The 26,780-nt window shown below is 68.7% G+C and carries 23 protein-coding genes; 8 read left to right on the forward strand and 15 right to left on the reverse strand.

All coding sequences use genetic code 11. The features are described from left to right. Both A3CU_RS0130165 and A3CU_RS0130170 read left to right on the forward strand, forming a co-directional pair. On the forward strand, nucleotides 1-242 hold a 242-nt coding region (locus A3CU_RS0130165; RefSeq protein ID WP_027945409.1), incomplete at its 5' end, for a transposase. 109 nt (nucleotides 243-351) lie between these two features. Beyond that, complete coding sequence (locus tag A3CU_RS0130170) at nucleotides 352-1,554, forward strand: phosphodiester glycosidase family protein (protein WP_027945410.1); 1,203 nt, start codon at nucleotides 352-354, stop codon at nucleotides 1,552-1,554. A gap of 72 nt (nucleotides 1,555-1,626) precedes the next feature. Here A3CU_RS0130170 and A3CU_RS0130175 read toward each other — a convergent pair whose 3' ends face one another. Further along, nucleotides 1,627-3,744: a transglycosylase domain-containing protein gene (locus A3CU_RS0130175; RefSeq protein WP_052372417.1), complete on the reverse strand. Its 2,118-nt coding sequence runs from the start codon at nucleotides 3,742-3,744 to the stop codon at nucleotides 1,627-1,629. Between the two features lie 195 nt (nucleotides 3,745-3,939). Then, nucleotides 3,940-5,610, reverse strand: a complete 1,671-nt coding sequence (locus A3CU_RS47425) for a serine/threonine-protein kinase (protein WP_052372418.1) — start codon at nucleotides 5,608-5,610, stop codon at nucleotides 3,940-3,942. Nucleotides 5,611-5,708: 98 nt separating this feature from the next. Between A3CU_RS47425 and sthA the strand changes: the two genes are divergently transcribed. Beyond that, nucleotides 5,709-7,121, forward strand: a complete 1,413-nt coding sequence (sthA, locus tag A3CU_RS0130185; protein WP_027945412.1) for a Si-specific NAD(P)(+) transhydrogenase — start codon at nucleotides 5,709-5,711, stop codon at nucleotides 7,119-7,121. Between the two features lie 91 nt (nucleotides 7,122-7,212). Here the strand turns inward: sthA and A3CU_RS0130190 are convergent, their stop codons facing one another. From A3CU_RS0130190 to A3CU_RS0130205, 4 genes are all read right to left on the reverse strand, one after another. Then, nucleotides 7,213-7,914, reverse strand: coding sequence for a WbqC family protein (locus A3CU_RS0130190; RefSeq protein ID WP_084143991.1), 702 nt, complete (start codon nucleotides 7,912-7,914; stop codon nucleotides 7,213-7,215). Between the two features lie 11 nt (nucleotides 7,915-7,925). Then, nucleotides 7,926-8,600 (reverse strand): YdcF family protein, encoded by a 675-nt coding sequence (locus A3CU_RS0130195; protein ID WP_169739714.1) that lies wholly within the window; start codon nucleotides 8,598-8,600, stop codon nucleotides 7,926-7,928. Between the two features lie 35 nt (nucleotides 8,601-8,635). Next, complete coding sequence (locus A3CU_RS0130200) at nucleotides 8,636-9,652, reverse strand: helix-turn-helix domain-containing protein (RefSeq protein WP_052372419.1); 1,017 nt, start codon at nucleotides 9,650-9,652, stop codon at nucleotides 8,636-8,638. Between the two features lie 370 nt (nucleotides 9,653-10,022). Continuing rightward, nucleotides 10,023-10,208, reverse strand: a complete 186-nt coding sequence (locus A3CU_RS0130205) for a hypothetical protein (RefSeq protein ID WP_027945416.1) — start codon at nucleotides 10,206-10,208, stop codon at nucleotides 10,023-10,025. Nucleotides 10,209-10,517: 309 nt separating this feature from the next. Here A3CU_RS0130205 and mmuM point away from each other — a divergent pair, with 309 nt between their 5' ends. Both mmuM and A3CU_RS0130215 read left to right on the forward strand, forming a co-directional pair. Continuing rightward, entirely contained in the window at nucleotides 10,518-11,429 is a 912-nt protein-coding gene (gene mmuM / locus A3CU_RS0130210) for a homocysteine S-methyltransferase (RefSeq protein WP_043843094.1), read from the forward strand. Nucleotides 11,430-11,640: 211 nt separating this feature from the next. Further along, complete coding sequence (locus A3CU_RS0130215; protein WP_063628922.1) at nucleotides 11,641-12,450, forward strand: SAM-dependent methyltransferase; 810 nt, start codon at nucleotides 11,641-11,643, stop codon at nucleotides 12,448-12,450. Nucleotides 12,451-12,455: 5 nt separating this feature from the next. Here the strand turns inward: A3CU_RS0130215 and A3CU_RS0130220 are convergent, their stop codons facing one another. The 3 genes from A3CU_RS0130220 to A3CU_RS47430 are packed head-to-tail and all read right to left on the reverse strand — an operon-like array spanning nucleotide 12,456 to nucleotide 16,137. Continuing rightward, a complete protein-coding gene (locus A3CU_RS0130220; RefSeq protein WP_027945419.1) occupies nucleotides 12,456-13,370 on the reverse strand; it encodes a UbiA prenyltransferase family protein in 915 nt (304 codons plus the stop codon). Continuing rightward, nucleotides 13,358-14,593 carry a cytochrome P450 gene (locus A3CU_RS0130225; protein ID WP_027945420.1) on the reverse strand — a complete coding sequence of 412 codons (1,236 nt, stop codon included), beginning with the start codon at nucleotides 14,591-14,593 and terminating at the stop codon, nucleotides 13,358-13,360. Before A3CU_RS0130225 ends, A3CU_RS0130220 begins: the two co-directional genes overlap by 13 nt. Continuing rightward, nucleotides 14,593-16,137, reverse strand: coding sequence for a prenyltransferase/squalene oxidase repeat-containing protein (locus A3CU_RS47430; protein WP_052372420.1), 1,545 nt, complete (start codon nucleotides 16,135-16,137; stop codon nucleotides 14,593-14,595). Before A3CU_RS47430 ends, A3CU_RS0130225 begins: the two co-directional genes overlap by 1 nt. 201 nt (nucleotides 16,138-16,338) lie before the next feature. Here A3CU_RS47430 and A3CU_RS0130235 point away from each other — a divergent pair, with 201 nt between their 5' ends. Beyond that, nucleotides 16,339-17,244, forward strand: coding sequence for a proteasome assembly chaperone family protein (locus tag A3CU_RS0130235; RefSeq protein ID WP_027945421.1), 906 nt, complete (start codon nucleotides 16,339-16,341; stop codon nucleotides 17,242-17,244). Nucleotides 17,245-17,279: 35 nt separating this feature from the next. Here A3CU_RS0130235 and A3CU_RS47435 read toward each other — a convergent pair whose 3' ends face one another. From A3CU_RS47435 to A3CU_RS0130250, 3 genes are read right to left on the reverse strand one after another with little or no spacing between them, the layout of a single operon-like run. Further along, complete coding sequence (locus tag A3CU_RS47435; RefSeq protein ID WP_245617416.1) at nucleotides 17,280-18,491, reverse strand: glycoside hydrolase family 3 N-terminal domain-containing protein; 1,212 nt, start codon at nucleotides 18,489-18,491, stop codon at nucleotides 17,280-17,282. Further along, a complete protein-coding gene (locus tag A3CU_RS47440; protein ID WP_245617417.1) occupies nucleotides 18,488-19,870 on the reverse strand; it encodes a carboxylesterase/lipase family protein in 1,383 nt (460 codons plus the stop codon). The genes A3CU_RS47435 and A3CU_RS47440 overlap by 4 nt, the downstream gene beginning before the upstream one ends. A 44-nt stretch (nucleotides 19,871-19,914) precedes the next feature. Further along, on the reverse strand, nucleotides 19,915-20,697 hold the full coding sequence (locus A3CU_RS0130250) for an IclR family transcriptional regulator (protein ID WP_027945422.1): 783 nt from the start codon (nucleotides 20,695-20,697) through the stop codon (nucleotides 19,915-19,917). 182 nt (nucleotides 20,698-20,879) lie between these two features. On the opposite strand from A3CU_RS0130250, the gene A3CU_RS0130255 reads away from it, so the two are divergent. Beyond that, nucleotides 20,880-21,941, forward strand: coding sequence for an amidohydrolase family protein (locus A3CU_RS0130255; protein ID WP_027945423.1), 1,062 nt, complete (start codon nucleotides 20,880-20,882; stop codon nucleotides 21,939-21,941). A 52-nt stretch (nucleotides 21,942-21,993) separates the two neighbouring features. On the opposite strand, the gene A3CU_RS0130260 is transcribed toward A3CU_RS0130255, so the two are convergent. The 3 genes from A3CU_RS0130260 to A3CU_RS47450 all read right to left on the reverse strand — a co-directional run bounded on the left by A3CU_RS0130260 (nucleotide 21,994) and on the right by A3CU_RS47450 (nucleotide 24,489). After that, nucleotides 21,994-22,638: a type IV toxin-antitoxin system AbiEi family antitoxin gene (locus A3CU_RS0130260; protein WP_027945424.1), complete on the reverse strand. Its 645-nt coding sequence runs from the start codon at nucleotides 22,636-22,638 to the stop codon at nucleotides 21,994-21,996. Nucleotides 22,639-22,708: 70 nt separating this feature from the next. Next, nucleotides 22,709-23,188 (reverse strand): hypothetical protein, encoded by a 480-nt coding sequence (locus tag A3CU_RS50160; RefSeq protein ID WP_052372422.1) that lies wholly within the window; start codon nucleotides 23,186-23,188, stop codon nucleotides 22,709-22,711. Between the two features lie 98 nt (nucleotides 23,189-23,286). Beyond that, nucleotides 23,287-24,489, reverse strand: a complete 1,203-nt coding sequence (locus A3CU_RS47450; protein ID WP_245617418.1) for a glycosyltransferase 87 family protein — start codon at nucleotides 24,487-24,489, stop codon at nucleotides 23,287-23,289. Nucleotides 24,490-24,590: 101 nt separating this feature from the next. Here A3CU_RS47450 and A3CU_RS47455 point away from each other — a divergent pair, with 101 nt between their 5' ends. After that, nucleotides 24,591-26,747, forward strand: coding sequence for a transglycosylase domain-containing protein (locus tag A3CU_RS47455; protein ID WP_052372426.1), 2,157 nt, complete (start codon nucleotides 24,591-24,593; stop codon nucleotides 26,745-26,747). Nucleotides 26,748-26,780: the final 33 nt, after the last annotated feature.

Raw genomic sequence — 26,780 nt, forward strand, 5'->3', positions numbered from 1 at the left:
AGCTGGTCGCTGCCCGGGACTGGCTGCACGTCATCCAGCTACCCGCCTACGCCCCCGACCTCAACCCGATCGAAAGCGTCTGGTCCCACGTCAAACGCAGCCTGGGCAACCTCGCCGTCACCACCGTGGACCACCTCGCCGCGATCGTGCGCAACCGACTCAAACGCATCCAATACCGACCGAACCTGCTGACCAGCTTCCTCGCCCAAACCGGCCTCACCCTCGAACCCGAGCCACACTAACCCTGACCATTCAACCTCTGTAGCGAGGAGCGCATCGATTCGAAGCGTTCACCGCGGAGATCATCAAGATCCAATCAGGGTTCACTGAGTCGCGGCACGATCTCGTGCCGTGAACAGACATGTCTGCCGTCGCACGGTTTCGGCCGTTTGCGCCGCGCTCGCCGTCACTCTCGCCCCTGTCCTGGCCTCCTCGCCCGCTTCCGCCGCGGAAGCCGTCGCTCCCGGCGTCACCTACGAATCCTTCACCGTGACCTCGGCGCACGGCCCGGTCGTCGGCTACCTGGTGCGGGCCGACCTGCGCAATCCCCAGGTCAGCCTGGATCTTCTCCACCCCGCCTCCGTCGGCGCGCGGGAGACGGTCTCCGGCATGGCGACCGCCCAGCACGCCGTAGCGGGTGTGAACGGTGACTTCTTCAACATCAGCGAGACGCACGAGGGTGTTCCCGCCACCGGTTCGTCGGTGGGGCCCGAGATCGCGGAGGGACGTGACCTCAAGTTCGCCGTGCCCGACGGCCAGCGCTTCGGCCCCGCGATGGCGCCGGGCGACTCGACGCGCGATGTGTTCGGCATGGGCGTCGACCACCGCGCCCGGCTCGCCACGCTCGAACTGGCGGGCACGGCCCACACCAGCCGGGGCACGTTCGCCGTCGATGGCCTCAACCAGTACGCCCTGCCGGTGGACGGCATCGGCCTCTACACCCATGACTGGGGCACGGTGTCCCGGGCGCGTGCGGCGTGCGGCACCGACACCGACCGCTCCGCGCCGTGTTCGGCCAACACCGCGGAGGTCGTGGTGCGGCAGGGGCACGTGGTGTCCCAATCGGACACTCCCGGTGCGGGAGACATCCCGGCGGACACCGAGGTGCTGCTGGGCCGGGACGGTGGCGCGGACACGCTCCGCGCGCTGCAACCGGGTGACCATGTCCAGATCGGTACCCGGATGTCGGCGCGTGCCCTCCCGTCGTTCGAGTTCGCGGTCGGCGGGTTCCGCATCCTCTCCGGTGGGCAGCCGCTGCCGAAGCTGGACGCCGCCACACTCGCTCCGCGCACCGGTGCCGGCGTAAGCGCCGATGGCCGCACGGTGTACCTGCTGACCATCGATGGGCGCACCGCGGGGAGCACCGGCGCGAGCGTCGCCGAGCTGGCCGACATGCTGCGCTCGTTCGGCGCGGTGGACGCGATGAACCTCGACGGCGGTGGCTCATCGACCGTGGCCGTCGCCGAGGGCAGCCAGGTGGCGGTGAAGAACGCGCCGTCGGACGGCGCCGAGCGACCGGTCGCCAACGGCATCGGTGTTTTCACGCGACGCTAAACCAGCGAGAGCGCGACTGCTTCGTCGTGTTTAAAGCGGCGAAGCAGTCAGCTCGTTCGGCTCAAAACAGGCTCAACGAGCGTTGAGATAAGCAGGGTCGGGCGGCGGCAGCGGGATGTCCGGACGGTTGCCGAGGATCTGGCTGAACGCGTGGTAGTACGGCGGCGCGGCCACCGTGCCACCGAACGCGCCGGCCCCGCAGTCGCCGAGATGTACCGGGGTCCCGGGGCAGATCTCCTGCGGGTGCGGCCCGTCGGCGAACACCATCGACGAGACCGCGTAGTCGTCCACACCGCCGACGAAGGCCACCGACTCGCTGGTGTTGGTCGTGCCCGTCTTGCCGATGTCGGCGTGATTCCAGCCCGCTGCCTTCGCGCTCGCCGCGGACGTGCCGGTCTTGGTGTCCTGGCTCAGGCCCACTACGAGGGTGTGCGCCAAACCCTGCGGGACGACCTGTTCGCAGGGCTGCTGCCGGATCGGCACCGGCTTTCCGTACCGGTCGGTCACCGACATGATCGGGTTCGGCGGGCACCACACGCCGCCGCTCATCAGCGTCGCCGAGACGTTCGCCATTTCCAGCGGACTCACCGGGCTGTCGCCGAGGGTGAACGAGAGCTTGTTCTGGAAGTACTGGGACTGCGGCTCGTTGTACTGCGGGTCCTTCGAGTGCGAGCTGTTCGGGTCGGTGACCGGCTCTCCGCCGATCTCGTTGGTGTTCAGGGTGTTGCGCAGGCCGAGCCGGCGGGCCATGTCCAGCACGGCGGGCATGCCGACCTGGGTCTCCAGGTTCACGAAGGCGACGTTGGGCGACGTGGCCAGACCGTTGGCCAGCGAGATCGGGTTGGGATAGCTGGTCCCGTCGTTCTGTATGCAGTAGGCCGGCGTGTACTGGTTGGCGCCCGGCTGGGTGAAGCACTGGCCGCCCGGGTTGGGCAGCGGCGTGTTCAGCCCAGCCTTGCCCGCCTCCATCGCCGCGGCCGAGGTGAAGATCTTGAACGAGGAGCCCGACCCGAACACGTTGCTGGGGTTCGCGACGATGTTCGTGGTGGTCTGCCCGGCCCGGACGTCGGTGCCGAAGCTACGGTTGGCCACCATCGCGAGCACGTCGTGCGCGTTCTGCCCGGGCCGGATCACCGCGAAGGTGTTCGCCACCCCGTCCTGCGCCGGAGGCACGTTCGCGTCGACCGCGTTCTTCACCGCCTGGCTCACGCCCGGGTCCATGGTGGTCCGGACCGTGTAGCCGCCGGCGGCCAGCTGGTCCAGGCTGATCCCGGCCTGTTCCAGGTAGGTGACCGCGTACTGACAGAAGAAGCCCGCGTCCGGGGCGGCGCCGAGGCAGCTGCTCGACGGGATGTCGGGCCCGTTCGGCAGCACGCCCAGCGGGGTCGCCTTCACGGCCTCGGCGTCCTTCGCGTCGAGCACGCGGTTGGTGACCATGGTGTCGATGACCAGGTTGCGCCGCAGGAGCGTCTGCTGGGGGTGGGTGTACGGGTTGTATGTGTTCGGGTTGTTCACCATCCCGGCGAGCATGGCCGCCTGCTGCACGTTCAGCTTGTCCGGCGTGGTGTTGAAATAGGCGCGCGCCGCCGCGCCGATGCCGTAGATGTTGCCGTTGAACTCGACCACGTTGAGATAGCCGGTGAGGATGTCGTCCTTGGACTCGGCTTCGCCGAGCTGAACCGCGATCTTCGCCTCGCGGAGCTTGCGTGCGAGGGTGTCGGCCCGGTCGGCGTCCTGGGCCGCTTCGTTGTCGCGGTCCACCACGTTGATCAGGTAGTTCTTGACGTACTGCTGGGTGATCGTGGACCCGCCCTGGGTGCTGCCGCCGGAGCTGTCGTGCAGCGCCGCGCGCACCATGCCCTGCACGTCCACACCGCCCTCGGAGTAGAAGCGCCGGTCTTCGATGGAGACGATCGCGGCCTTCATCGCGGGCGAGATCTCATCGAACGTGACCGGAAGCCGGTACTGGTCGTAGATCAACGCGATCGGGCCGCCGTCGCGGTCGGTGATGGTGCTCACCAGCGGCTGCTCACTCGCGGCCAGCGACGCGGAGATTCCGTCCACCGCGTCGCTCACCTGGTTGGACAACATGCCCACGCCCATCGCCACCGGGGCGAGCACGCCCGCCACGAGAATCCCGGCCAGCGCGCAGCAACCCAGGAACTTGGCGATCCCACCCGATTTACCCACGGTTCGAAGATAGCCAAGCGGCTGTCAACAAGGCGTTGCGCCCATCGGTTATTACCGGCGCTCGATATTCTCTTGAACAAAATGGGGTCGAGGCAAAGAAAGAGTAAACGGGTGCCGGCCGGGGACCGGGTCGCGGGTGCGCCTGCTTCCCGCGGCCCGGTGCCCGCCAGCGAGTCCGTTGTGGACTCTTCGACGTCAGCTCGTCGGCGCCTGCCACACGGTCAGCGCGAACTCGTAGTACTGGCTGGCCGCGTCGTAATCCGGCACCTTCTTGATCTGGAACAACACCACCCTGCCCCCGCCGAGAACGCAGAACGCGGCATCCTTCGGGAGCTGGGTCAAAGCCGAGGTGTCGGTGACGTAACGCGTGTCCGACGTGCAGCTTTGGTAATCGGCCGGCTGACCGGCCTGAAGAATGACCGACCGGCCGGAGAAATTGAAATTGGAATAGGTCGCGCTCCCGGCCGAACTGAACGTGAAATCCAGATTCGAGCTGCTTTCCGTGGCGAGGACCTTCGTCGGTTGGTCGTAGTTGATTCCGTAGCCAGACGCGATGTCGATGGTGTCGTAACGGCCGAGCAGGCTGCCCGGCCCGTTTCCGACCCCGGGCGCGCGGCTCGATGCGGCGGTCGAGGTGCCCGTCGCGGTTTCCGAGTCCGTTTCCGATTCCGATGTCCGCGACGACGAGGACGAGGAACTGGTTCCCGGGAACTGGCCGGCCGTCGCGGTCACCGTCGGGACGGGGGGCAGGTTCGATCCGTCCTCGGCCCGGAAGGCGCCGGAGGCCGCGGCGATCCCCAGCGACGCGGCCGCCACCACGACGACCCCGCCCACCGCCAGCGCCGTGATCAGGCCGGCGCGCCGCTTGCGCGGCGCCGGCACCGTCGCCGGATCGGCCGGGACCGGCGTGGAGGCGATCCGGTGGACCTCGGCCGCGACGTTCCTCGGCAGCCAGCCCTCGGCCATCTGCAGCCGGGTCCCGGACGAAGCGTCGCGGCACAGCTGCATCACCTCGGCCGGAGTGGGTCGCTGCGCCGGGTCCTTTCGCAGGCAGCGTTCCACCACGCCGCGCACCGGCTCCGGGCAACCCGCCAGGTTCGGCTCCTGCTCGATGATCCGGTACGGCACCGCCGGGTCCGAGCCGCCGCCGAACGCCAGCTCGCCGCTGGCGGCGAAACCGCCGAGCACACCGAGCGCGAACACGTCCGCCGCCGGGCTCACCGCCTCACCGCGCACGTGCTCGGGGGACATGAAGGCGGGGGTACCCAGCCGGAAACCGGTGCGGGTCAGGGAAGTGCTGTCCACCGCACGGGCGATGCCGAAGTCGATCACGCGCGGGCCGTCCAGCGCCAGGATCACGTTCGACGGCTTGAGGTCGCGGTGCACCACGCCCGCGGCGTGGATCGACTGGAGCGCCTCGGCGACCCCCGCCATCAGGATCAGTACGGTCTCCGGGGGGAGGGGTCCGTAGCTGCCCACCGTGGACTGCAGCGACGGCCCCGCCACGTAGGCGGTGGCCAGCCAGGGCTGCGGCGCCTGCGGCCCGGCGTCGATCACCGGTGCCGTGTAGAGGCTCTGAACCCGTTGCGCCGTCGACACTTCCTGCTCGAACCGCCGCCGGAAGGACGGGTCGTCGGCGTATTCCGCGCGGATCACCTTGATCGCCACGGGCCGCCCGCCAGGAGTGTAGGACAGGTAGACCTTGCCCATTCCGCCTTCGCCCAGCCGCGCGCGCAGCCGGTAGCCGCCTATGTCACGCGGGTCGTCGGGGCGCAGCGGGTGATGCGCGATCGCGGGCATCCAGGCGGCCTGGGTCGGCACGGCCTCGGTGGGACCAGCCCACTCGGCGCCTGGTTGTTCGGACATTTCTCCTCCCGAGGGTCTTTGTGGCACGGCTGGGACGGGCCGCGGGCCGGACCGGTTCCACCTTGCGGAGAAGGCCCGGTAGTGAGCAGGCTGGGCGCGTGACCGAACACGACTATGACCTGATCGTCATCGGATCCGGCCCGGGTGGGCAGAAGGCGGCCATCGCGGCGGCGAAGCTGGGCAAGCGGGTCGCCGTGGTGGACCGGCAGGAAATGCTCGGTGGAGTCTGTGTGAACACCGGCACCATTCCGTCGAAGACCCTCCGCGAAGCCGTGCTGTACCTGACCGGTATGAACCAGCGGGACCTCTACGGCGCCAGTTATCGAGTGAAGCAGGACATTACCATTTCGGACCTGCTCGCCCGAACCCGGCACGTGGTAGGGCGCGAGGTGCAGGTGGTGCGCGCACAACTGCTGCGCAACCACGTCGATTTGATTCTCGGCACCGGGCGGTTCTTGGATTCGCACACCGTTGTGGTCGAGGGGCGCAACCGGGGCGAGCGGACGTCGCTGACCGCCGATTTCATCCTCGTCGCGACAGGGACGCGGCCCGCGCGCCCGCCGGAGGTCGACTTCGACGCCACCCGCGTGCTCGACTCCGACGAGATCCTGCAACTGGAGGGGATCCCGTCGTCGCTGGTCGTGGTCGGCGCCGGGGTGATCGGCATCGAGTACGCGTCGATGTTCGCCGCGCTCGGCACCCGGGTCACCGTGGTCGAGCAGCGGGAACGGATGCTGGACTTCTGTGACCCGGAGATCGTGGAGTCACTGAAGTTCCATTTGCGCGATCTCGCGGTGACCTTCCGGTTCGGCGAGAAGGTCGCCAATGTGGAGGTGTCCGACAACGCCACCGTCACCACCCTGGTGAGCGGCAAGCGCATTCCCGCCGACGCGGTCATGTACTCGGCCGGACGGCAGGGCATGACCGATGAGCTGGACCTCGCGGCGGCCGGTCTGGAGGCGGACCACCGCGGCCGGCTCAAGGTGGACGAGCACTACCGCACCTCCGTCGAGCACATCTACGCCGTCGGTGACGTGATCGGGTTCCCCGCGCTTGCCGCCACCTCCATGGATCAGGGCCGGCTCGCCACCTACCACGCGTTCGGGGAACCGGCCCACGATCTCCTGGCGTTGCAGCCCTACGGCATCTACACGATCCCGGAGATCTCCTACTGCGGTGCCACCGAGGCCGAACTCACCTCCTCTGCGGTGCCCTACGAGGTCGGCACGGCACGCTACCGCGAACTCGCCCGCGGCCAGATCGCCGGTGACTCCTACGGCATGCTCAAGCTGCTGGTGTCCACAACGGACCGGAAGCTGCTCGGCGTGCACGTGTTCGGGACCGGCGCCACCGACCTGGTCCACATCGGACAGGCGGTGATGGGCTGCGGCGGCACGGTGGACTATCTGGTGGACGCGGTGTTCAACTATCCGACGCTGTCCGAGGCCTACAAGGTCGCCGCACTGGACGTGACCAACAAGATCCGCGCGCTCGACCGCTTCACTACCTAGGCTGTTTTCTTGAGCGGCGTCGGCCGCTTGCGGTGAGGCTGCCAACCTGCGCCGCTACCCGTGCCGCCACGCAAGCCGCTTCGAAACAGTCTCATGCGGGGACGGTTGTGGACAGCTCTTCCCGGACGACCGCGGGACCCAGCATCGCGAAGGCCCACAACGCGCTGATCGCCCGGATTCCGGGCGCCCGCGTCCAGCGGGGCGGTTCGGGGTAGGAGACCGTGAGCCCGAGTTCGGTGAACGCGCCCTCGTCGAGGTACCTGGAACCACCGGGGCCGCAGAGATAGGTGTCGGCGCCGACCGCCTTGGTGAGGTCGGCCAGGCGCGCGGAGCGGTCGTTCCGGGCGGTGAGGGTGCTGCTGCGCACCACCCTGCCCGCCCAGCCGAGCCGGGCCAGCAAGGCGCGTGTGGACACTTCGGCGACGTCGGTCAGGCGAGGGGAAAGTTCAAGTGCGACAAGGACTTCGTCGACACACGCGCTCGCGGCCGGCCAGTGCCGGCTGCGCCCGTAGTACTGCCGGACGAGCTGGCCGACCCGCCGGCGGGACAGGTCCGGATCGGCCAGCAGGAGTTCGTTGATCCGGGTGTCCCGGCCGTGCGGCCGGTGCACGGGCACGGTCAGCCAGCGCTGCGCGGCGGGATCGGCCAGCGTGGCAAGGCGGGCGCGGTGCTGGTAGTCCCGCGCGTTGAACTGGACGTCGTCCAGCACGACCCACACGTCGGCCCGGACCAGCTTGGCCAGCGTCGAGGGTCTGGGAAAGAAGTTCGGTTGGTGAATTGCGCAAGAAGTCACGCGCGCTAAGATCACAGCATGCGGCTGCGGAAGCCAGCCGCCACGAGCCTTTGATAGGCGTCGTACACGATCGAGGGAACATCCTGGGCGATCGCGAACCCGTGTTCGGGATATTCGATAACACGTTGCAGGTCGCCGACGATCATGTCGATGAGCTCGGTGCCGTGCCGGCGCGACTTCATGTACTCCGCCAGCGACAACGGGACCGACGAGCAGACCGGATCGACTTCGGGCCATACCTTTCGCGTGGTCGCATAGGCCCGTCGCTCCATATACGGCATCGACACCAGGGCGAGTGAGGTCACCGGAATTCCGGCCGAGGCGAGCACCTTGCGGGAAAGCGTGATGTTCTCGCCGGTGTTCGTCGCGTGCGGCTCGAGCAGGATCGCCTCGTCCGGCACGCCGAGCTCCAAGGCCCGCTCACGGTAGTGCACCCCCTCGCCGCGCGGAAACGTGCGGCAGGTCTCGCGGCTGTTGCCGCCGGTGAACACCACGACCGGGAACAGGCCGCGGTGGTAGAGCTCGGCCGCGTGCGTGGCCACGCTCAGGTCGTGGCAGCCGAGTGCGACCCCGGCGCTGCACCGGCGGAGCGGGTGGCGCAGCCGGTGGTATTCCCAGAGCGTTTCGACGTCCGCCCAGAAACGCTCGCCGCGAGCATCCAGCATAGTCCGGACTCCGGTTTCCATGATATCGATCTTGCGTTTTGAATATCGATCACACATTATTCGTCGTACGTCTGCCGTTCATAGGTGCGGCGAATGCTGTCGATGCTCCGCAACTGGTGCATCAGTCCGTATTGACTGGAAATCCTCGCGCACCCGTCGAGCAGCGTCATTCCGTTTTCCGCGGTAACCCGGTCGGAAAGCAGGATGTGAGCGTGTGCGGTGGCCAGGCGCACCTTCTGCATCGGAGTGTCGCCCGCGCGGTGGGTGAGCGCGACGTCGATCGCGCGGGCGGCGGCCGAGAGATCCCCGGCGCCCCGGTGCGCGAGCGCCAGTTTCTGGTGCGCCACCGACCAGTCCGCCGCTTCCTCCATCGACTCGAACCGCTGGATCGCCGGGACGATGTGCCGCGTGGCGGATTCGTTGAGCCCGCGCTTGCTCAACGCGGTGCCGACCCACAGCCGCGCGCGGGCACGGTCGTGTTCGGACAGTCGCTCGTCGGCGGTCAGCGACTCGTAGCGGCGTGCTGCGGATTCCAGTCTCCCCGCCATTTCGTCGAGCACGACGAGTTGAAGCTCCAGCTGCGCGACCCGCCGTTCGGTGCCGAGTTCGGTGAACACGGACAGCGCCTTGCGGTAGGTCTGCTGTGCCGACAGCGGTCCGGAGATGACCCCCTGGTCCTGCTGGAGTTCGCCGAACAGCCGCAGGGAGCGGCCGTAGAGGTACATGCCCCGCGTGTCGTTGCTGTTGGGCTGGAACCGGCCCAGCCAGCGGTCGAGCAGCAGTTGTGCCTGCGGGAACTCCTGCCGCCCCAGGCACGCCAGCGTGCGGTCGAGGTCGTCGGCCCAGGCTTCGTAGTCGTAGCGGGGACCGGCCGGCGTCTCCGGCGCGGGGCGCCCGGTTTGCCGCAGCAGTAGGTCGAACCGGCGCCGTGCGTCCGGTTCGGCCCGGGACAGCGCGGTGTCGAGGATCGCCTGGGTGTCCGGCCGGGGTACCGTGCTCGTACCGCCGCTCTCCCATTTGGCCACGGTTCTCGGTGCGACTCCGAGATATCCGGCGAACGCGCGCACGGACATCCGGAGAGCATGACGTAACAATCTCGCTTCGCGCCCGCTCCAATGCAGGGCGGTCGCGGCGAGCTGGTTCCCGTCCACCCATTGAGATTATCCGGACCGCGGGCGGAAAGTACACCAAAAGTGCAACGTTGGTTCGTTTCCGGCACGAGGGCGCATCCGTCAGTCTGGAAGTCAGGCATCCGACGCCGGGTAGAATCCTTTGTCCCGGGCCGATCCCCGACGCCGGGTGCCGTTCCACTTTGTTGGCCGTGCGTCGCCGGGTGTGCGGAATACTCCACTCGGCGGTGCCTTGTCGGCCAAATGGCCGCATTGGCACGCGTCGGTGTGGTGGCCGGGATTGCTGATTCCTTTCGCCGGTGCCGCCGCCCTTTCACGAACGCACTGGTTCGGCCGACCGCGGCTCCTTGCCGAAGCGGTTCGTGCCCGCCGTCCGGTAGCCGGGGCCCTCCAGGGCCCGGATCACCAACATGCCGAACTGCACCACGGTTGCGGGGTACCTGTGCGACTTCCGGCAGTAGCTGAGCGCGAAGGACCGGTAGCTCTCGGCACTGGACACCCATGCCAACTCGGCGCTACGGGTAACCAGCCCTTGGTCTCGCTCGCTGTCGTCGTGCTACAGGCAGGTAATGGCGTGCCGCTCCACCCGCGCGGCACGGGGATGGACGACAGGGTCGATCGGGCGGTGGAAGAGGGCCGCAGGATTGGGGCTTCGCAGGATCAGTGTGGTGGTCCTGGCTAGTCTCGTCCTTTGTGGACACAACGAAATTTCGCCGGAGAGATATCGATCAGACGAGCACTGTCTCATCGAAACACAAGCCGTCCGCCGAAGTCCCGTCCGTCGTGCGGTGGTAGCGTTCGGGGAACCATGGTTCCGGGATTTGGTGCTTCCGCTCGCGGCCCCGTGCTCGTGCTCGACGGTGGCCTGGCCACCGAGCTCGAGGCTCGCGGGCACGATCTGTCCGACGCGCTGTGGTCGGCGCGTTTGCTGGCCGACGACCCCGAGGAAATCGTCTCGGCACACGAGACGTTCTTCCGGGCCGGGGCCGAGGTCGCCACAACGGCCAGCTACCAGGCGAGCTTCGAGGGGTTCGCCGCGCGGGGTCTCGGTCAGCGGGCCGCTGCCACGCTCATGCGCCGCAGCGTCGAGCTCGCCAGGATCGCGGCTGAGCGGGTGGGTGGGCGGCGGTGGGTCGCGGCGTCGGCCGGGCCGTACGGCGCGATGCTCGCGGACGGCTCGGAATACCGTGGACGTTACGGCCTGAGTGTCGCCGAGCTGACCGCGTTCCACCGGCCACGCCTGGAAGCGCTTGCCGCGGCCGGGCCCGACCTGCTGGCGCTGGAGACGGTGCCGGACGTCGACGAGGCCGAAGCGCTGGTCGCCGCGATCGCCGGCCTCGGCGTCCCGGCCTGGCTGTCCTACACGATTTCCGGCGACCGCACGCGTGCCGGTCAACCGCTGGAAGACGCCTTCGCGGTCGCGGCGGGCCAGCGGGACCTCGTGGCCGTCGGCGTCAACTGCTGCGCGCCGGAGGACGTCGAACCGGCGATCGCGCTTGCCCGGTCGGTCGCGCGCAAGCCGGTGATCGTCTACCCCAACAGCGGCGAGGACTGGGACCCCGGCCGCCGCGCCTGGCGGGGAACCTCGCGGTTCACCGCCGCTATGGTGCGACGCTGGATCAGCGCCGGGGCCGACATCATCGGCGGCTGCTGCCGAGTCCGCCCGGCCGACATTGCCCTGATCCTCCAAGCCACACATACCAGGCACGGCCGTCCGTAGCGGCGGATGCTCACCGAGATCCACCCGGCTGCGGAAGGTGACTTGATCACCGCTGTAAGTCCTTGCGTGTTGCGGGTTTTCCGACGGAACGGCCTGGAGGCTCCGATTCCCGGTGGTCCACACCGCGATCGGGAGCGGTACAATTGCGTCCTCTGCTCCTGACGGTCCGTCACCGGGTGGGGAGTGCGCAGCACGAGGAGGCATACCAACCGTGGCGACGCCTATTGAAGCGCAGGAGGTGCTCGTGGGGGCGGGTAACCCGAGCATCGCGCGGATCAACGACTATTGGTTGGGCGGAAGCCATCACGATCAGGTACACGCCGACCAAGCGGTCCAGATCGAGCTCTGTGCGCCACACATTCCCTACCTGGTGCGGGCCTCGCGAGCGTTGGCCGGGCGAATGGTGCGTTACCTGCTGGACCAGGGTGTCCGTCAGTTCGTGGATCTCGGCTCCGGCATCCCGACCATGTCCCACATCCATGAGATCGTCGCAGACACCGAGCCGGGCAGTACGGTCGTGTACGTCGATCTCGACCCGGATGTGGCCGAGGTGGCACGGGAGGTCCTGTACGGGCAGGAGAACGTAACCTACCTCGGTCTCGACATCCGGCAGCCCGAACGGATCCTGTTGGCGCCGGAGTTCCGGCAGTTGATCGACCTGGACAGGCCTGTCGGTCTGCTGGCGATCGAAACGCTGCTCTATTTTACCGACGCGGAAGATCCAGCGAAGCTGATCGCCACCTATATCGACCGGCTTTCGCCGGGCAGCTATGTGGGCCTGAGCCACTGCAGCGAGAATGCCGAGCTTCGGACCGGATTGAACACCTACCGCCGGATGTTCGGAGATCCGCCCGACGTCACCCTTCGAGACCGCGATCAGCTCGCGACCTTCTTTTCCGGCCTTAGCCTGGTCGAACCCGGTATTGTGAACGTTCCGTTGTGGAACCCGCTCACGGAGGACGACGTGGGGCAGAACCCCGAGCTGGCGCACATGTACACCGGCCTCGGGCGTAAGCCCTGACGCCGTCAGGCGAAGAAAGCCGTGAACATGAGGAGGACTTCGCCAGAGGTAACCAGCGGCAAGGTGCGTCGGAGCATCCGGCGGGCGTTCGGCGGCCGCCCCTCGCCGGCGCGACCGAGTTGACCGAGCACGCAACTGAAGAAAGCCACGTGCCCGGCGAGGCCGATCGCCGCCCATATCAAGCCGTAGTGCCCCCACAGCCCCGAACCCAGCAGGAAAAGGCCACCCAGCAGGAGAAGGCAGGCTGTGCCGAGTGCACCGGCCTGCCCGTGGCGAACGGCGGGCGTGGCGATGCCGGTGGCAGCGTCAGCGGCGCGGTCGGGGATTGCCCACCATATCGTGCGTCCGATGGAAAGCACCGTGACTCCCGCGAAGGTGAGCCACATCGCGCTATCCAAGCGAGCGCCCGTGGCGGTGTACCCGAGTAGCCAGGGGAGCATTGAGGCCAAGCCGAACATCAGTGATCCGGCGAACCCGCGACGTTTGAGGCGAACGGGTTCGACGTTGTAGGCCAGTTGTGCGGCGATGACGGCGCAGGCGATCACCAGCGGCCACCACCGTTCCCACCAGAACCCGACGGCGAGGGTGGCGAGCACGCCTGCGCACATCTCGGCCGCGGCCAAGTTGAGTGTGTGCCTCCGCCCGAAACGTTCGACCGCGCCAGCGAGATACTTCTTTTCGTCGTGCTGCACATCGGTTGGCATGTCGAGGGCGACATTGAGCGCCAGTGGACCGATGATCAACAGCAGGTTGGCTCCTGTCGACAGCAGCGCGGCCGGATCGAGAACTCGCGTGATGTCACGGGTCGCGAAACCCCATCCCCAGACCGCGTAGCACAGATAATTGACCGGCAACGGGAATTGGAGGCGGTGTATGACCAGGAAGTCCCGCCACGAAGTCTTCGATTTCAGTCGCGACACGACAGAACCTTCATGGCGAGCTTTGCGGACGGGGCCATCGCATGGCCGCGTAACTGCGGTTCACCCGCGCGCGGATTCATGGACCGCAGTTCCCGGCGGCGCAAGAGCGCGGCCACGATCATGCGGACCTCCAACTGGCCGAGCTGGCTGCCCAGGCAATGGCGGGTGCCGCCGCCGAACGGGAAATAGCGTTGGGAAGTCATCCGGCGGACGAGGAAGCGGTGGGGATCGAACCGGGTGGGATCAGGGAAGTGATCGGCGCGGCGGTGCGCCAGGTAGATACTGGGCATCAGTACTGTTCCGGGATCGAAGCGACGCTCCCGGAAAACCCACGGCTCGACCAGTACCCGGTTTCCCGCGGCAGGTACTGGGGGTGTGAGACGTAGCGTTTCCGAAATGACGGCCTGCAGGATCGGCAGATTGTCGGCGCTAAACCCGTCGTCGGCGGTGGCCGCGAGTTCAGCGAGCACGGCGTCGCGAACGGATGCGTGACGGTCGATCCAGAATACCGCCCATGCCGCCGTCGACGCGGTGGTTTCATGGCCGGCGAACAGCAACGAGACGAGTTGGTCCCGGAGTTCGCCGTCATCAAGATCAGCGATGGGACTGTCCGTGGCGAGTAGCCGGCCAGCGAGCGTCGTCCCGTCTTCGCGTGCCGACTCTCGTGCGCGGGCCACCAGCAATTCCTCCAGACCAGGGTCCGGCTGCGGTAGCCCTCCACGAAGGTAGCGATAGACGAGCATGCGGCGCCGCGAGCCGAGCGCGCGATCCATCCATTCCGCGAAGGGTGCCACCAAGTCGTCACCGGCCCCGCCGAACAGGATTCGGGACATGATGCGCAGCGTGAGAGCGCGGGTCCAGTCGGCAATGGCGAACTCGCAGCCCGGGGTAAGACCGGTGATTGCGGCGTCGGTGGCCTCGGCGATTACTTCGCGCCACTCAGCCAGCCGACGGCCGCGTAAGGGAGGACCGAGGACGCGCCGGTACGCGGCGTGCCGCGGACCGTCCTGCCACAACAGCGAACGTGAGCCGAGTAGTGGTTTGAACGAGCGGCTGCCGGGATGACGAAGCCCCTGATCGGCACGGAAGATCTCCTCGATCGCCTCGTGGTTCCAGACCATGAGGCGACCTGGCCGGACTTCCAGGAGCCCTTCGGGGAGGTCGGCGTGCGCGTCGAGAAACCGGAGTGGGCGAAGGGCAAGCTGAAGTTCGGTGCGGTTCATCACGCCGTCTTGATCATCGGGTGGGCCAGCGGCGGCTTGATCAGCCGCCTGACTCGTGGGTTCGCGGCCGCGACGCTCAGCGCGGCGATCCGTTGTGCTGCCAAGATCCGGTGTGGTGTGTAGAGATCCTTGTCGTGCCACAGCGGTGGATCGGGCAGGTTCTCGGTCTTGATCAGGAACGCGCAGCCCCGCGCGGCCGCCTGCTCGACGAGCGGCTCGGGCCGGCCGTCGCTGCCGCGCACCAGGATCTGCACCGCATAGGCGGTCTCCTCGGGCGTTCCCTCCCAGCGGCCCCACGAGCCGTCGGCTCGCTGCGTCGCGAGGACCCATCGGACCGCCCGGCGCACCGCGACCGGGTCGTCTTGGCACCCGGCGAGCGCGGTTACGCACGAAGCCGTTGCGTAGTAAGGAGAAGCGTGCCACTTGTCCGACCAGGACCCGTCGTCGTCCTGCTGGGCGGCCAGCCAGCCGGTGAGTGTGCGCACGGCGCCGGTCAATTGTGGATCGGCGCTGTCGGCACTGAGGAAGGCTTGCAGGATATGGGCATTGGTGGTGACCGACGGGGTGCGCTCGTCGGGATAGGTGACGAAGTGGTCGTCCTTCTGGTATGCCCACAGGCAGTCGAGCGGGCGGGGGCTGCCCAGCATTGCCAGGGCGTGCAGGGTGGTGGCCGTGTCGTCGGCGTCGGGCGGTAGCCCCGCACCACCGGGCGCGCCGGATTCGCCGAACGCGGCGTGCAGGCCCGCCACGATCGCGGGCGGCGGGGCGATGTCGAGGCCGGCGTCGAGGAACGTTGCCAGGACCCAGGATCGCTCGAACACGTCGAGCGGGGCGGCCACCGGCACCGGCCCGCCGTGTCTGGACTGGACCGTTTCCAGGTATCGCACCGCCGGCGCCTTCGCCGCCATCGCCCCGCTGCCCAGCCACGCGGCGGTGGCCGCGGGGGAGCAGCCGGCGCCGAACGGTCCGGGTTGGACGAACGAAACCCCTTGTGCCGCCGGTCCGAACATCTCCAGCGAGTGCACCAGCTTGGGCGGCAGGGAAGCGCCGTTCTCGACGGCTTCCCGCAGTCGCCGCAGCAGTTCGGGCTGCGTGCCCTTCGGGTAGGGCAGGCGGCGTCCTGGTTCCGTGCCCAGCCGGTCGAGGTGGGCGTTGATGTCCAGGACGAGACCGGGCACGAGCAGTTCCACCGCGACGGTGTCCGGCAACGTCTCGTCGCCGGCGGACAGTCGCGTCAACACCGACTGCAGGCCCCTGCCGGCGGCCAGGACGAGCTTGAGGTTGCCGGTGCGGTGGGACTCGGCGAGCAGGGCTTCCGTCGCGCTCAGCGTCGGCAGCAGGCCGTAGGAGTCGGGCCGCCCCCACCCGCCGTCCGCGTTCTGCTCGGTGAGCAGAAAGCGCATTCGCCCCGTGTGCCCGGCGAGATCGGGCGCTAACGAGACCAGTCGTGCGGTTTCGTAGATCGATGGCGAAAACTGGCCATACGGGTCTGCCGACATGTCCGCGAGGATGCGCGCGCCCACGCCGGCTGCTTGGTCCATCATCGGTGTCCCTCCGAAGCGGATCAGCGGCAGCTTATCGGAGTGAGAAGGGTAAAAGTATCATGGAACCTGATAACAATCCGGTTCCTTTACTTCATCCGGCGCAGGCAGATCCGACGCTCGGGCGCTGGCCGCGGGATGGATTCGCGGCCGGGTTACGTTCACTCAACGGGAAGACTGATCCGAAGGTGGCAGGAGGCCAAGGTGTTCGACCCGCAGGATCTCTACGAGGTGGACTCCGCGCTGCCCGAGCCCAGTGGCGCGGTGCTGCTGCACCAACTGGACGGCTTCATGGACGCGGGCATGGCCGGGAAGGTCGTCTCCGAGCACCTGCTCGACGGCCTCGACCACCGTGTCGTCGCCCGGTTCGACGTGGACCGGCTGATCGACTACCGCGCGCGGCGGCCGATGATGACCTTCCAGTCCGACCACTGGTCGGACTACGAGGCCCCGGAACTGGCCGTGCGGTTGTTCCACGACGATGCGGGCGTCCCGTTCCTGCTGCTGAACGGGCCGGAGCCGGACCGGGAGTGGGAACGCTACGCCGCGGCCGTGCGCAGCCTGGTGGAGCGCCTGGGGGTGCGGATGACCGTGTCGTTCCAAGGCATCCCGATGGGCGCGCCGCACACGCGCCCGCTCGGCGTCACCGCGCACGCCACCCGGTCCGAGCTGATCGGTGACTTCGAGGCGATGCTCAACCGGCTCGAGGTGCCCGGCTCGGCGGCCGCGCTGGTGGAGTTCCGCCTGGGCCAGGCCGGCCACGACGCGGTCGGTTTCGCCGCGCACGTGCCGCACTACCTGGCCCAGTCGCGGTACCAGGCGGCCAGCCTGACGCTGCTGGACTCGATCTCCCGGGTCACCGGCATTTCCGTGCCGGACGAAGCGTTGCGCGAAGCCGCGAGCCGCACCGACGACGAGATCGCGCGGCAGGTTGCGGAATCCGACGAGGTGGCCGAGGTGGTGCGCGCGCTGGAGCGCCAGTACGACACGTTCATCGAGGCGAGGGGCCGCAAGAGCCTGCTCGCCGACCAGGCGTCGATGCCCACCGCGGAGGAGTTGGGCGCCGAGTTCGAACGCTTTCTCGCCGAACAGCAGGAGCGCGGCGACTGACGTTCCTGTGCTTGCGGGGCTCCGCCCCGGACCCCTCAACTCCGCGAGCCGCGCAACGCGGCGACGCGGTCCGCGGCGGCGGTGAAGTCGGCGCGGTCGAGCTGCCCGGACTCGTACGCCTTCGCCAAGGCGTCCACCGCGTCGTCGCCTTGGGAGACCTCGTGGCCGGAACACAGGATCAGGTCCATCCCGGCCACCGCGGCCGACACGGCGCGCTGGCCGGTGCCGCCGAACTGGTCCAGCGCACGGGCTTCCAGCGCGTCGGTGACCGTCACCCCGGTGAAACCGAGGCGCTGGCGCAGTTCCTGCCGCACCACGGCCGGCGACAACCCGGCCGGACGGCCGGGGTCGAGCGCCGGGTAGGTCGCCCACGACACCATGATCAGCTTCACCCCGGCGCGGATCGCGGCCGGGTAGGGCGTCTCGTCCACCGACCGCAGCGTGGACAGCGGCACGTCCAGCGTGACCGGTTCGTAGTCGGTGTTGTGGCCGGCGGACGCCGGGCCGAGGCCCGGGAAGTGCTTGGCGGCGGCGGCGACACCCGCGGCCTGCTGCGCCGTGATGAACTCGCTGCTGAGGCTGGACACCACGGCGGGGTCGGCGCTGTAGGAGCGGCCGTACTGGTCGGCGAAGTCGCCCTTGCTGCGGTACACGTCGAGCACCGGCCCGAGGTTGACGTTCATCCCCACACCGGCGAGGTTCTGTCCGGCGCCGGTGCCCGCCGCGGCGGCGGCGGCCTTCGGGTCCGCGGACTGGCCGATCTGCTTCGCCGAAAGCGTGGGTTCGCCGGGCATCCGCCGGACCTGGCCGCCCTCCTGGTCGGTCATCAGCAGCAGCGGCATCCTGACCGGGCTGGCCGCGTTGGCGTTTTCCAGCCGCTGGATCACCGAGGTGATCTGCGCCGGGCTGGAGATGTTGTCCTTGAAGAAGATCACGCCGGCGGCCTCGCCCGCACTGATCCGGTCGAGCAGGCTCTGCGGCGGGGTGAGACCCGAGTAGGAGTAGACGACCCGCTCGCCGGCGAGTTGGCGCGGCGTGAGCGCCGGGGCGGGTGAGGTGCTGGGCATCGTGGTGTGTGAGTTGCTGGGTGCGGGGGTCTTTGAGTTGCCGGACGCCGAAGCGGGCGAAGCGGGCGAGGTGGCGGGCGCCGCGCAGGCGGCGGACAGCAGCACCGCGACGGCCGCGCCGGCGACCTTTCCCAGCTGACGCGAAACCACCGGACCAATGGCGAAGATACGAGCAGTCACGCTGCCTCCGTGACCGCAGCCGGAGCGGAGACTGGTCCGAGCCAGTATTTCCCGATGCCGGCACCGGGGCGGTGGGCCCGCCAGCCGTCGGGCTTGCCGTCACAGGCGAAGGAAAGCCAGGCTCGCCGGAGGTCGTGTCCGAATTCGTCGATACCGTCCCAGTCCGCGTCTCCGAGCATCGGCGCGGCCGCCCACGCCTTCTGGTCACCGAGCAGGAAGGGCAGCTCGATGCAGTGGCAGGCGCCGAAGATCGACCCGGGTGGTGCCCAGTCGAACCGGTAGGTGAAGACCTGCCGGCCCGCGGCGGCACAGGCATCCGCGAGCTTCAGCGACGGACTGTCGAAGATGCGCCGTCCGATTATTGCCTTCACCGCCTCGAAAACGCGCCTGCCGATGAACGGAAGACGCGTCAACCACTCGGTCTCGGGTTTGCCGTTCACGAAACTGTTCATTTCCGACCGGGTGAAACCGATCAGCACGTCGACGTTCGCGACGGTCAAGGCGGCCGGCCACCGGTCCAACCCCGACAGCGGGCCGGCGCCCGCGGTCGGGCAGAACGGTGGGGAGCCCAGCCCGCCTGGGCCAGATGCGCGGACGATCGCCGCGGTCTGCGCGGAGACGATCTCGTCCACCGTCGCGCTTCGCGGATCACGACCCAGCGCAGTGGTGAAGTAGCGGGCGATCCGGGCCGCTCTGGCGGGACTGGCCAGCCCGAGGCCGAGCGGCGGGCTTTGCAGGATCGCCCGGCGGAACAGCCCGCGCGCGGCGGGCATCGCCAGCAGGCAGGCCAGCGAGTGCGCACCCGCGGACTGGCCGAACACGGTCACCTGGTCGGGATCACCGCCGAAGGCCGCGATGTTCTCCTTGACCCAGCGCAGCGCGGCCAACTGGTCGAGCAGGCCGAGATTGCCCGGGGACACGCCGTCCAGCTGCAGGTAGCCCAGCGCGCCGAGCCGGTAGTTGATCGCGACGAACACGATGTCGCCCTCGACGGCCAGGCGGCGGCCGTCGTAGAAACCGAACGAGGACGCACCGGTCACGTACGCACCACCGTGGATCCACACCATCACCGGGCGGCGCCCGCCGGTGTCGGGCGTGACAACGGTGAGGTTCAGGCAGTCGTCGGCTTGCACCAGTCCGTCCCGCGGCGGGCCCATGACGGCACCGAGCCGGGACGGCGGCTGCGGGCTGATCGGCCCGTCACTGGTCGCGTCCCAGACATCCGGCCACGGTTCGACCGGCTCCGGTGGTGTGAACCGGCCGGCGCGCGCGTAGGGCACGCCGCGGAAGACCGTCAGCCCGCCGTCCATGCGCTCGCCCCGGAGCCGTCCCGCCGATACCACGGCCTCGTTCTCGGCGCTGGGTTGCGCGGAGGTCACCTCGGCTGCCGCCTTTCGATCTTGAATGATCCGTCGCGGACACTCTATCCAGCAGGCGCGCCGCGCAAGCGGCGCTGGACCCGCGCAGCGGCCTCGACCACAGCCGGCGCCAGCGCGGCGAGCTCCCGGCCGGTGCCCAGCCGGGCGAGCGGGGCGGCCACGACCACCGCGGCTCGCGGCTCCCCGGTGCCCGACCGTACCGCCGCGCCGACCGCGCCGATGCCGGGGTCGCCCTCGTTCAGGTTGGCGGCCCAGCCGCGCCGGCGCACCCGGGTCAGCTCGGCGGTCAGGTCCGGCCAGGTGCGGATGGAGCGCTCACTCACGCCCACCAGCCGGTGCCCGGGAAGCCGCCGGCGCAGTTCCTCCTCGGACAGGCAGGCGAGCATCGCCTTGCCGCCCGAGGTGCAGTGCGCGGGCAGCACGACCCCGACCCGCGGTGTGACGCGCACCGAATGCCGGTGCCCCTCCAGGGAATCGACGAACCGGACGTTGCGCCCTTCGAGGATCAGCATGCTGGTCGTCTCGCCGACTTCGGCGCGCAGATCCTGCAGCACCGGGGCGGCCGCGTCCTTCAGCGACACCGCCGCGTTGGTGGCGAACGCGATCTCGTACACCGCGGGGCCGATCGTGTAGGGACCGCCGGACCGGTCCTGCCGGACGAACCCGGCGTGCTTGCAGGTGGCCAGGAGCCGGTGCGCGGTGGACACGCCGACAGACAGCTCGGCCGCCACCTCGCTGACCGTGATCTTCCCCCGCTCGGTGACGAGCAGGACCACGCGCAGCGCGTGTTCGGCGGAGCTCAGCACCTGGGTCCCCGGTTTCCTCATAGCGGGACGTTAACCGACTTTGTTGCCGCTGTGTGAGATTCAGTGCTTGTCTTGATCTCTCCGAGATGAAGGAGACNGCGTTGTCNCCTGAGACACGCGCGACCGGCACCGCTCCTCAAGCGACCAGTGGCGCTGAGCGCGGTTCAAGCCTGCCGGCGTGTGAGGCAGAGANANGNNNNCGCATGTCGGAACTCAAGACGGGTGGGGAGCGGGGTTACCTGCGAATCGCGACCGAGGAGGCGTTCTGTCCGCCCGAGCTCGCCGCCGCCTGGCGGGAGATGATCGCCGGCGGCGAGGTGGACGATCCCGGGTTCGTGAGCCTGGTTGGCTTCTACCAGACCCACGCCAGCGAGCGAGCCCGCCTGATCGGCGAGCGGTTGCAGGATCTCGGCGAGCGACGTCTGTCCGATATGGACGCCGCCGGCATCGACCGGCAGATCATCTCGCTGACCTCGCCGGGTACGCAGGTGTTCGACCAGGGCCGGGCCGTGGGGTTCGCGACGCTGGCCAATGACCAGTTGGCCGAGGCGTGCCGGGCACATCCGGACCGGTTCACCGGGCTGACCGCGATCGCGCCGCAGGATCCGGCGCACGCGGCCACGGAGATCGAGCGGGGCGCCCGCGAACTCGGGTTCAAGGGCGTGATCATCAACTCGCACACCCGCGGCGAATACCTCGACGACCGGAAGTTCTGGCCGATCTTCGAGGCCGCGCAGGCCCTGGACACGCCGATCTACCTGCATCCCAACACCCCGCCGTCCTCGATGATCCAGCCGTTGCTCGAGGCGGGGCTGGACGGCGCGATCTACGGGTTCGCGGTGGAGACCGGCATGCACCTGCTGCGCATCATCACCTCCGGTGCCCTCGATGAGTTCCCGCGGTTGAAGATCGTGGTGGGGCACCTGGGCGAGGCGCTGCCGTTCTGGCTTTACCGGCTGGACTACATGCATGCGGCGACCGTGCGCAGCAAGCGGTACGACGTGATGAAACCCTTGCAGCGCAAGGTGAGCGACTATCTGCGCGAGAACGTGTGGGTGACCACGAGCGGCATGGCGTGGGCCCCGGCGATCATGTTCTGCCGGTCGGTGCTGGGCGCTGATCACGTCCTCTATGCGATGGACTACCCGTACGAGTACGAACCCGACGAGGTGCACGCGCAGGACGAACTGTCCCTTTCCCTGGACGAGATCAAGGCCTTTTACCAGACCAATGCCGAGCGACTCTTCGGACTCGACCGTGACTGAACGCCAAAGGGGCCTCGCGGCCTACCCGCACCCGTTCTGAATGAGGTGCGGTTCAGACCTCTTCCAGGATCCGGTCGAGGGCGCCCTGCCGGTGCTGGGCCGTGGCCAGGCTGGCCAGCACGTGCGGGTCGGCCTTCGCGACGAGCCCGCGCACCGCGGCACGCGCCTCGTCGGGATGCCCGCCCAGTTGCGGGTACGTCGCGAGGTCGAGCATCGTCTGCTCCACCGTGGTGATCCAGCCCGGCCCGAGCGCGGTCGTGTGCCGCTCGATCCGCAGCCGGGCCGGGTCCCGCCGGACGAAGAACACCTTGGCCCGCCGGTCGGTGAAGGCGAGCGCCGGCCGGCTCCGGGTGGTCGCGATCACGCCGGCGCTCAGCGACGCGTCGAGCGCGCCGTGGGCTTTGGCGGCGGACAGGCCCATCAGCGAGACCGAGCGCGGACCGTCGTCCGCCGCGGCGATTCCCCACGCCGCGGCTTCCAGCGGCGGCTGCCAGGCCTGGCCGATCTGTTCACCGGGCACCAGCGCGTAGTAGCCGGCGGCGATCCGGTGCAGCAGGCCACGCCGGACGAGTTGGGCGAATGAGGGATGGCTGGGCTCCGGGGCGTTGCGAGGGTCGCCGGATGTCTCTTCGAGGGCAACGACCTTCACCGCGCGGCGGAGAAGGGTCGGCAACGGGTCGTACACCGCGTGTGTCATGTCAATCACACTCGGCTAAGGGTTGCCGGCTCGCAAGGCCCCTTGGTGAATTGTTAACGCACTGGTGCGTTCAGGCGCCGGCGCCGGAGCGTGGGCCGGGCTGGCGGGGTGGCGGCGGCGGTTGGCGGGGGACACCACGCGGGTCCATCCGCGGCGGCTGCTGGCGCGGTGGCATGGGGCGGTTACGCATGGGCGGCGGAGGTGCCGCAGTGCGCGGGCGTTCCGCCTGCGGCGGGCGCTGCCGGTTCTGCTCCCGGGGCTGGGCGGCGGCCGTGGGCCGGGCAGGGGTCGTGGACCGGGCCGGGGCCGTGGACCGGGCGGGCCGGGCCGGGGGCGGGCGCTCGGCCTCCGGGTCGGGCCGGTTGACCCACGAGTCGAACAGCATGAGCAACAAGGCGAACGCGAGCAGCCCGATGCCGAACGGCGCGGCTCCGCTGACCATCATCAGCGCCGCGATGGTCACCATAGAGACCACCGGGATCCAGCAGAACGGGTCGATCCGGCCGAACCGCTTGGGCCGGACAGGATAACTGCCGTCGCCCCGATTCATGACATCCCTTTCCGCCGCGCTAACAGCATGGACGAGACAACGCTACGCGATGTTCATGAGTGTGGTGAGCAGCATCCCACACTCGGCCCCGGCGCCACTCAGGCCACTGCTTCGAAGTCGCGCTGCGTGACCGTGGGCGGGGTGCCGCGGCGGAACCAGCGCACCGACATCACGGTGAGCAGGGCCAGCGCGAGCAGTTGGTAGCTGCTGCCGATGATGTCGTCGAGCACGTCCCATTGCTCGACCGCCGGCAGGCTGTAGTGCGGCGCGAGCCACAGGATCACCACGGCCAGCCACCCGGAGAGCAGCAACGGCGCGTGGTGCCGCTGGTAGCCGCGCAGCAGCACGATCGCAGCGGTGGGTAGCGCGAGGACCCAGTGATGCGACCACGAGATCGGCGACAGCAGCAGGACGCCGGCCGCGGTCGTGCCCAGCGCCATGACGAGGTCGCCGCCGGCCAGCGCGGCGCGGGTGCCGAACCAGGTGCCCGCCAGCACCGCCACGGCGAGCAGCGCGGCGACGAGGGAAAGCGAAACGCCGGTCATCCCCAGCTTCTCCAGGCTCGCGACCACCGATTCGTTGGCCAGCGGGCCCCCGATGCGCATCGAGGTCGCGTTGAACACCCGGTCGGTCCAGTAGAACAGCGAATCTGACGGCGCGATGACGAACGCGAGCACGGTAGCGGCCGCGAAGGAGGCGATCGAGGTCAGCAGCGCACGCCGGTCCTTGCGCAGCAGGAAGATCAGCGCGAACCCGGCGGGGGTCAGCTTGATCGCGGCGGCCAGACCCAGCAGCAGCCCGCGCGGCCACGGGGTCCGGGGCAGCAGGACGTCCAGGGCGACCATCGTCATCAGCAGGACGTTGATCTGGCCCCAGTAGATGGTGTTCGCCACCGGATGGCCGAGCAGCAGCGCGATCGCCGCGGCGACCACCAGCCATGACCGGTCGAGCAGCGTGCGCAGTTCCGGGGCGGCCGCGCGGTAGGCGGTGACCAGCGGGACCAGCGCGAACGCGCTGGCCGCGGTGAGCAGCGGGTAGCCGAGCCAGGTCGGCACCAGCGCCAGCGGCACGAACAACACCGCCGAGGAGGGCGGGTAGGTGTAGGGCAGCGGACCTCCGATGGCTGACACCGGAAGGTCGTGGTAAATCGACTTACCCTCGAGTAAGGTGAGCGCGCCCAGCCGGTACACATCGACGTCGGCATACAGCTTGGGCAGCCCGTTGGCCAGGCAACCGAGCGCGAGCAGTAACACGCCGGTGAACAGAACGTCGCCGCGTGTTCGGATGACGCGTCTGAACACCGAGGTCACTGGTCCGCCCGCGATAATTCCGAATGCTTTCATGGCAGTTTTACACACGGGCCAAACGCCGATCCCACTCGGCCTGGTTAAGGTGACTCCTCATGCGGAGAAAGGTGTTCTGGCGTCGCACGCGCCGCACGCTTTATGTGCTGATGGGCATGGGGCTGCTCGTGCCGGTGGCGGCGTTCGTCATCACCTACATGTCGGTCAGCGTCCCCGACCCGAGCGCACTGGCCGCCAGTCACGACCAGAAGGTCACGCTGTACTACGCCGACGGTTCGGTGATGTATGAGAAGTCGCCCTCGGGCAGCCACGCGATGGTCTCCTGGGAGCAGATTCCCGACGTGATGAAGGACGCGCAGATGGCGGCCGAGGACGCCACGTTCATGACGAACAACGGGTTCGACGTGGCCGCGATCCTGCGTACCGTGTGGAACCGGCTCAGCGGCGGCACCGGCGGCGGCTCGACGATCGGCCAGGAGTACATCAAGAACGCCACCGGCAACGACCAGAACACGCTGCAGCGCAAGTTCGTGGAGATGGTGCAGTCGTTCAAGATGACCCGCACCTATTCCAAGCAGGACATCCTCACCGCCTACCTGAACACCGTCTATTTCGGACGCGGCGCCTATGGCATCCAGGCCGCCGCGCACGCGTTTTTCAACGAGGACGTGAGCAAGCTCACCGCCGAGCAGTCCGCGCTGCTCGCGGGCCTGGTGCAGGCTCCGGGCGCGGCGAACAACGAGGCGTACCAGCACCGTCGCTACAACTACGTGATGGGGCGGATGCTCGCCAACCACTGGATCACCCAGGAGGAGTACGACACCGCACAGTTCCCCACGCCGGTGCCCAACTCCGACAGCGGTTCGAGTTCGCTCTCGCCGGTGCGCCAGTACATCGTCGCGGCCGTGTTCGACGAGCTGGCCCGCCAAGGCCACGCGGAGCAGGACCTGTTCTCCTCGGGCGCGAAGATCTACACCACGATCGACCCGAAGTCGCAGGGCGACGCCGAGGCGGCGGTGACCAAGATCATGGCCGCGGACGCCGAGTACCCGGACGAGGCGGCCGCGCTGGTCTCGGCCGACCCGACCACCGGCGGCATCATGGCCTACTACGGCGGCGACGGTTCCACTTCCTACGACCTGGCGATGACCCCGCAGCAGCCCGGATCGTCGTTCAAGCCGTACGTGCTCACCGCGGCGTTGCAGAACAGCCCGGACACCATCGGCCTGGACACGATGTACGACGGCAGCGACAACCAGACCATCGCCGGCCATACGGTGCACAACTCCGATGGTGAGAGCGCGGCCCAGATCTCCGTCAAGGACGCCATGACGGAGTCGATCAACACGGTCTTCTACCAGATGGGCTACCAGGTCGGGGTCAACAACGTCCGGCAGGCCGCGTGGGACGCCGGAATTCCCAAGCAGATCACCCCCGCGCTGGGCGACACTTTCGACACGCTGCAGAACGTCGACAACGGCAAGGGCACGGGCGTCACCGAACTCGGCATCTCGATCGGGCAGTACCCGGTCCGCCCGATCGACCAGGCGCAGGGCTACGCCACGTTCGCCAACGACGGGATGTACATCCCCGTGCACTTCGTCAGCCGGGTGACCGACTCCGGTGGCGGCCAGATCTACCAGTTCGCCACCGAGCCGAAGCCGGCGTTCAGCTCCGACGCCACGACGAACGCCGCGATCGCCCGCACGGTGACCGAGTCGATGACCGACGTGGCCGCGCACTCGGGCGACCCGCTGGCCGGGAACCGGCCCACCGCGTCGAAGACAGGCACCGCGCAGTACCTCGACACCGGGCACAACGCGCAGGCGTGGATGGTCGGCTACACGCCGCAGAACGTCACCGCGGTGTGGTTCGGCAACAAGACGAAGCCGGGGCCGATCTACGGCAACTACCACAACGGGAAGGGCAAGGAGCACGGCTACGACGTCTACGGGCGCGAGGAACCGGCCTACATCTGGAAGGAGTACATGGACGCCCACCTGTCGGGCAAGCCGGTCAAGCAGTTCTCGCAGGGCCAGCTGATCACCGGGTCGGCACCGACGTCGTCGGTCGAGCCGACCAGCACGCAGGAGACCACGCCGCCCGAAACCCCGACGGACACGTCGAAGCCATCGAAGACCAAGGGCCACGGCGGCCCGTCGACCTTCCCGTCCTGTATCTACACCGGAACCTGTGACTTTCCGTTGCCGACCTCCACCGGGCGGCGACATTCCGGCGGCGGCGGCGGAGGCTAAGCGGCCGGGAACGCGCGCGTGCGGGCGGCGGGA

The sequence above is a fragment of the Amycolatopsis taiwanensis DSM 45107 genome, assembly GCF_000519205.1.
Classification (GTDB): domain Bacteria; phylum Actinomycetota; class Actinomycetes; order Mycobacteriales; family Pseudonocardiaceae; genus Amycolatopsis_E; species Amycolatopsis_E taiwanensis.

Excerpts from the sequence above, each read along its gene's own strand:
- A3CU_RS47425 (WP_052372418.1), bottom strand. The coding sequence starts at position 5,610 with ATGTCCGAACAACCAGGCGCCGAGTGGGCTGGTCCCACCGAGGCCGTG.
- A3CU_RS0130195 (WP_169739714.1), bottom strand. The coding sequence starts at position 8,600 with ATGGAAACCGGAGTCCGGACTATGCTGGATGCTCGCGGCGAGCGTTTC.
- A3CU_RS0130200 (WP_052372419.1), bottom strand. The coding sequence starts at position 9,652 with ATGTCCGTGCGCGCGTTCGCCGGATATCTCGGAGTCGCACCGAGAACC.
- mmuM (WP_043843094.1), top strand. The coding sequence starts at position 10,518 with ATGGTTCCGGGATTTGGTGCTTCCGCTCGCGGCCCCGTGCTCGTGCTC.
- A3CU_RS0130225 (WP_027945420.1), bottom strand. The coding sequence starts at position 14,593 with ATGAACCGCACCGAACTTCAGCTTGCCCTTCGCCCACTCCGGTTTCTC.
- A3CU_RS47430 (WP_052372420.1), bottom strand. The coding sequence starts at position 16,137 with ATGATGGACCAAGCAGCCGGCGTGGGCGCGCGCATCCTCGCGGACATG.
- A3CU_RS0130250 (WP_027945422.1), bottom strand. The coding sequence starts at position 20,697 with ATGAGGAAACCGGGGACCCAGGTGCTGAGCTCCGCCGAACACGCGCTG.
- A3CU_RS0130255 (WP_027945423.1), top strand. The coding sequence starts at position 20,880 with ATGTCGGAACTCAAGACGGGTGGGGAGCGGGGTTACCTGCGAATCGCG.
- A3CU_RS0130260 (WP_027945424.1), bottom strand. The coding sequence starts at position 22,638 with ATGACACACGCGGTGTACGACCCGTTGCCGACCCTTCTCCGCCGCGCG.
- A3CU_RS50160 (WP_052372422.1), bottom strand. The coding sequence starts at position 23,188 with ATGAATCGGGGCGACGGCAGTTATCCTGTCCGGCCCAAGCGGTTCGGC.
- A3CU_RS47455 (WP_052372426.1), top strand. The coding sequence starts at position 24,591 with ATGCGGAGAAAGGTGTTCTGGCGTCGCACGCGCCGCACGCTTTATGTG.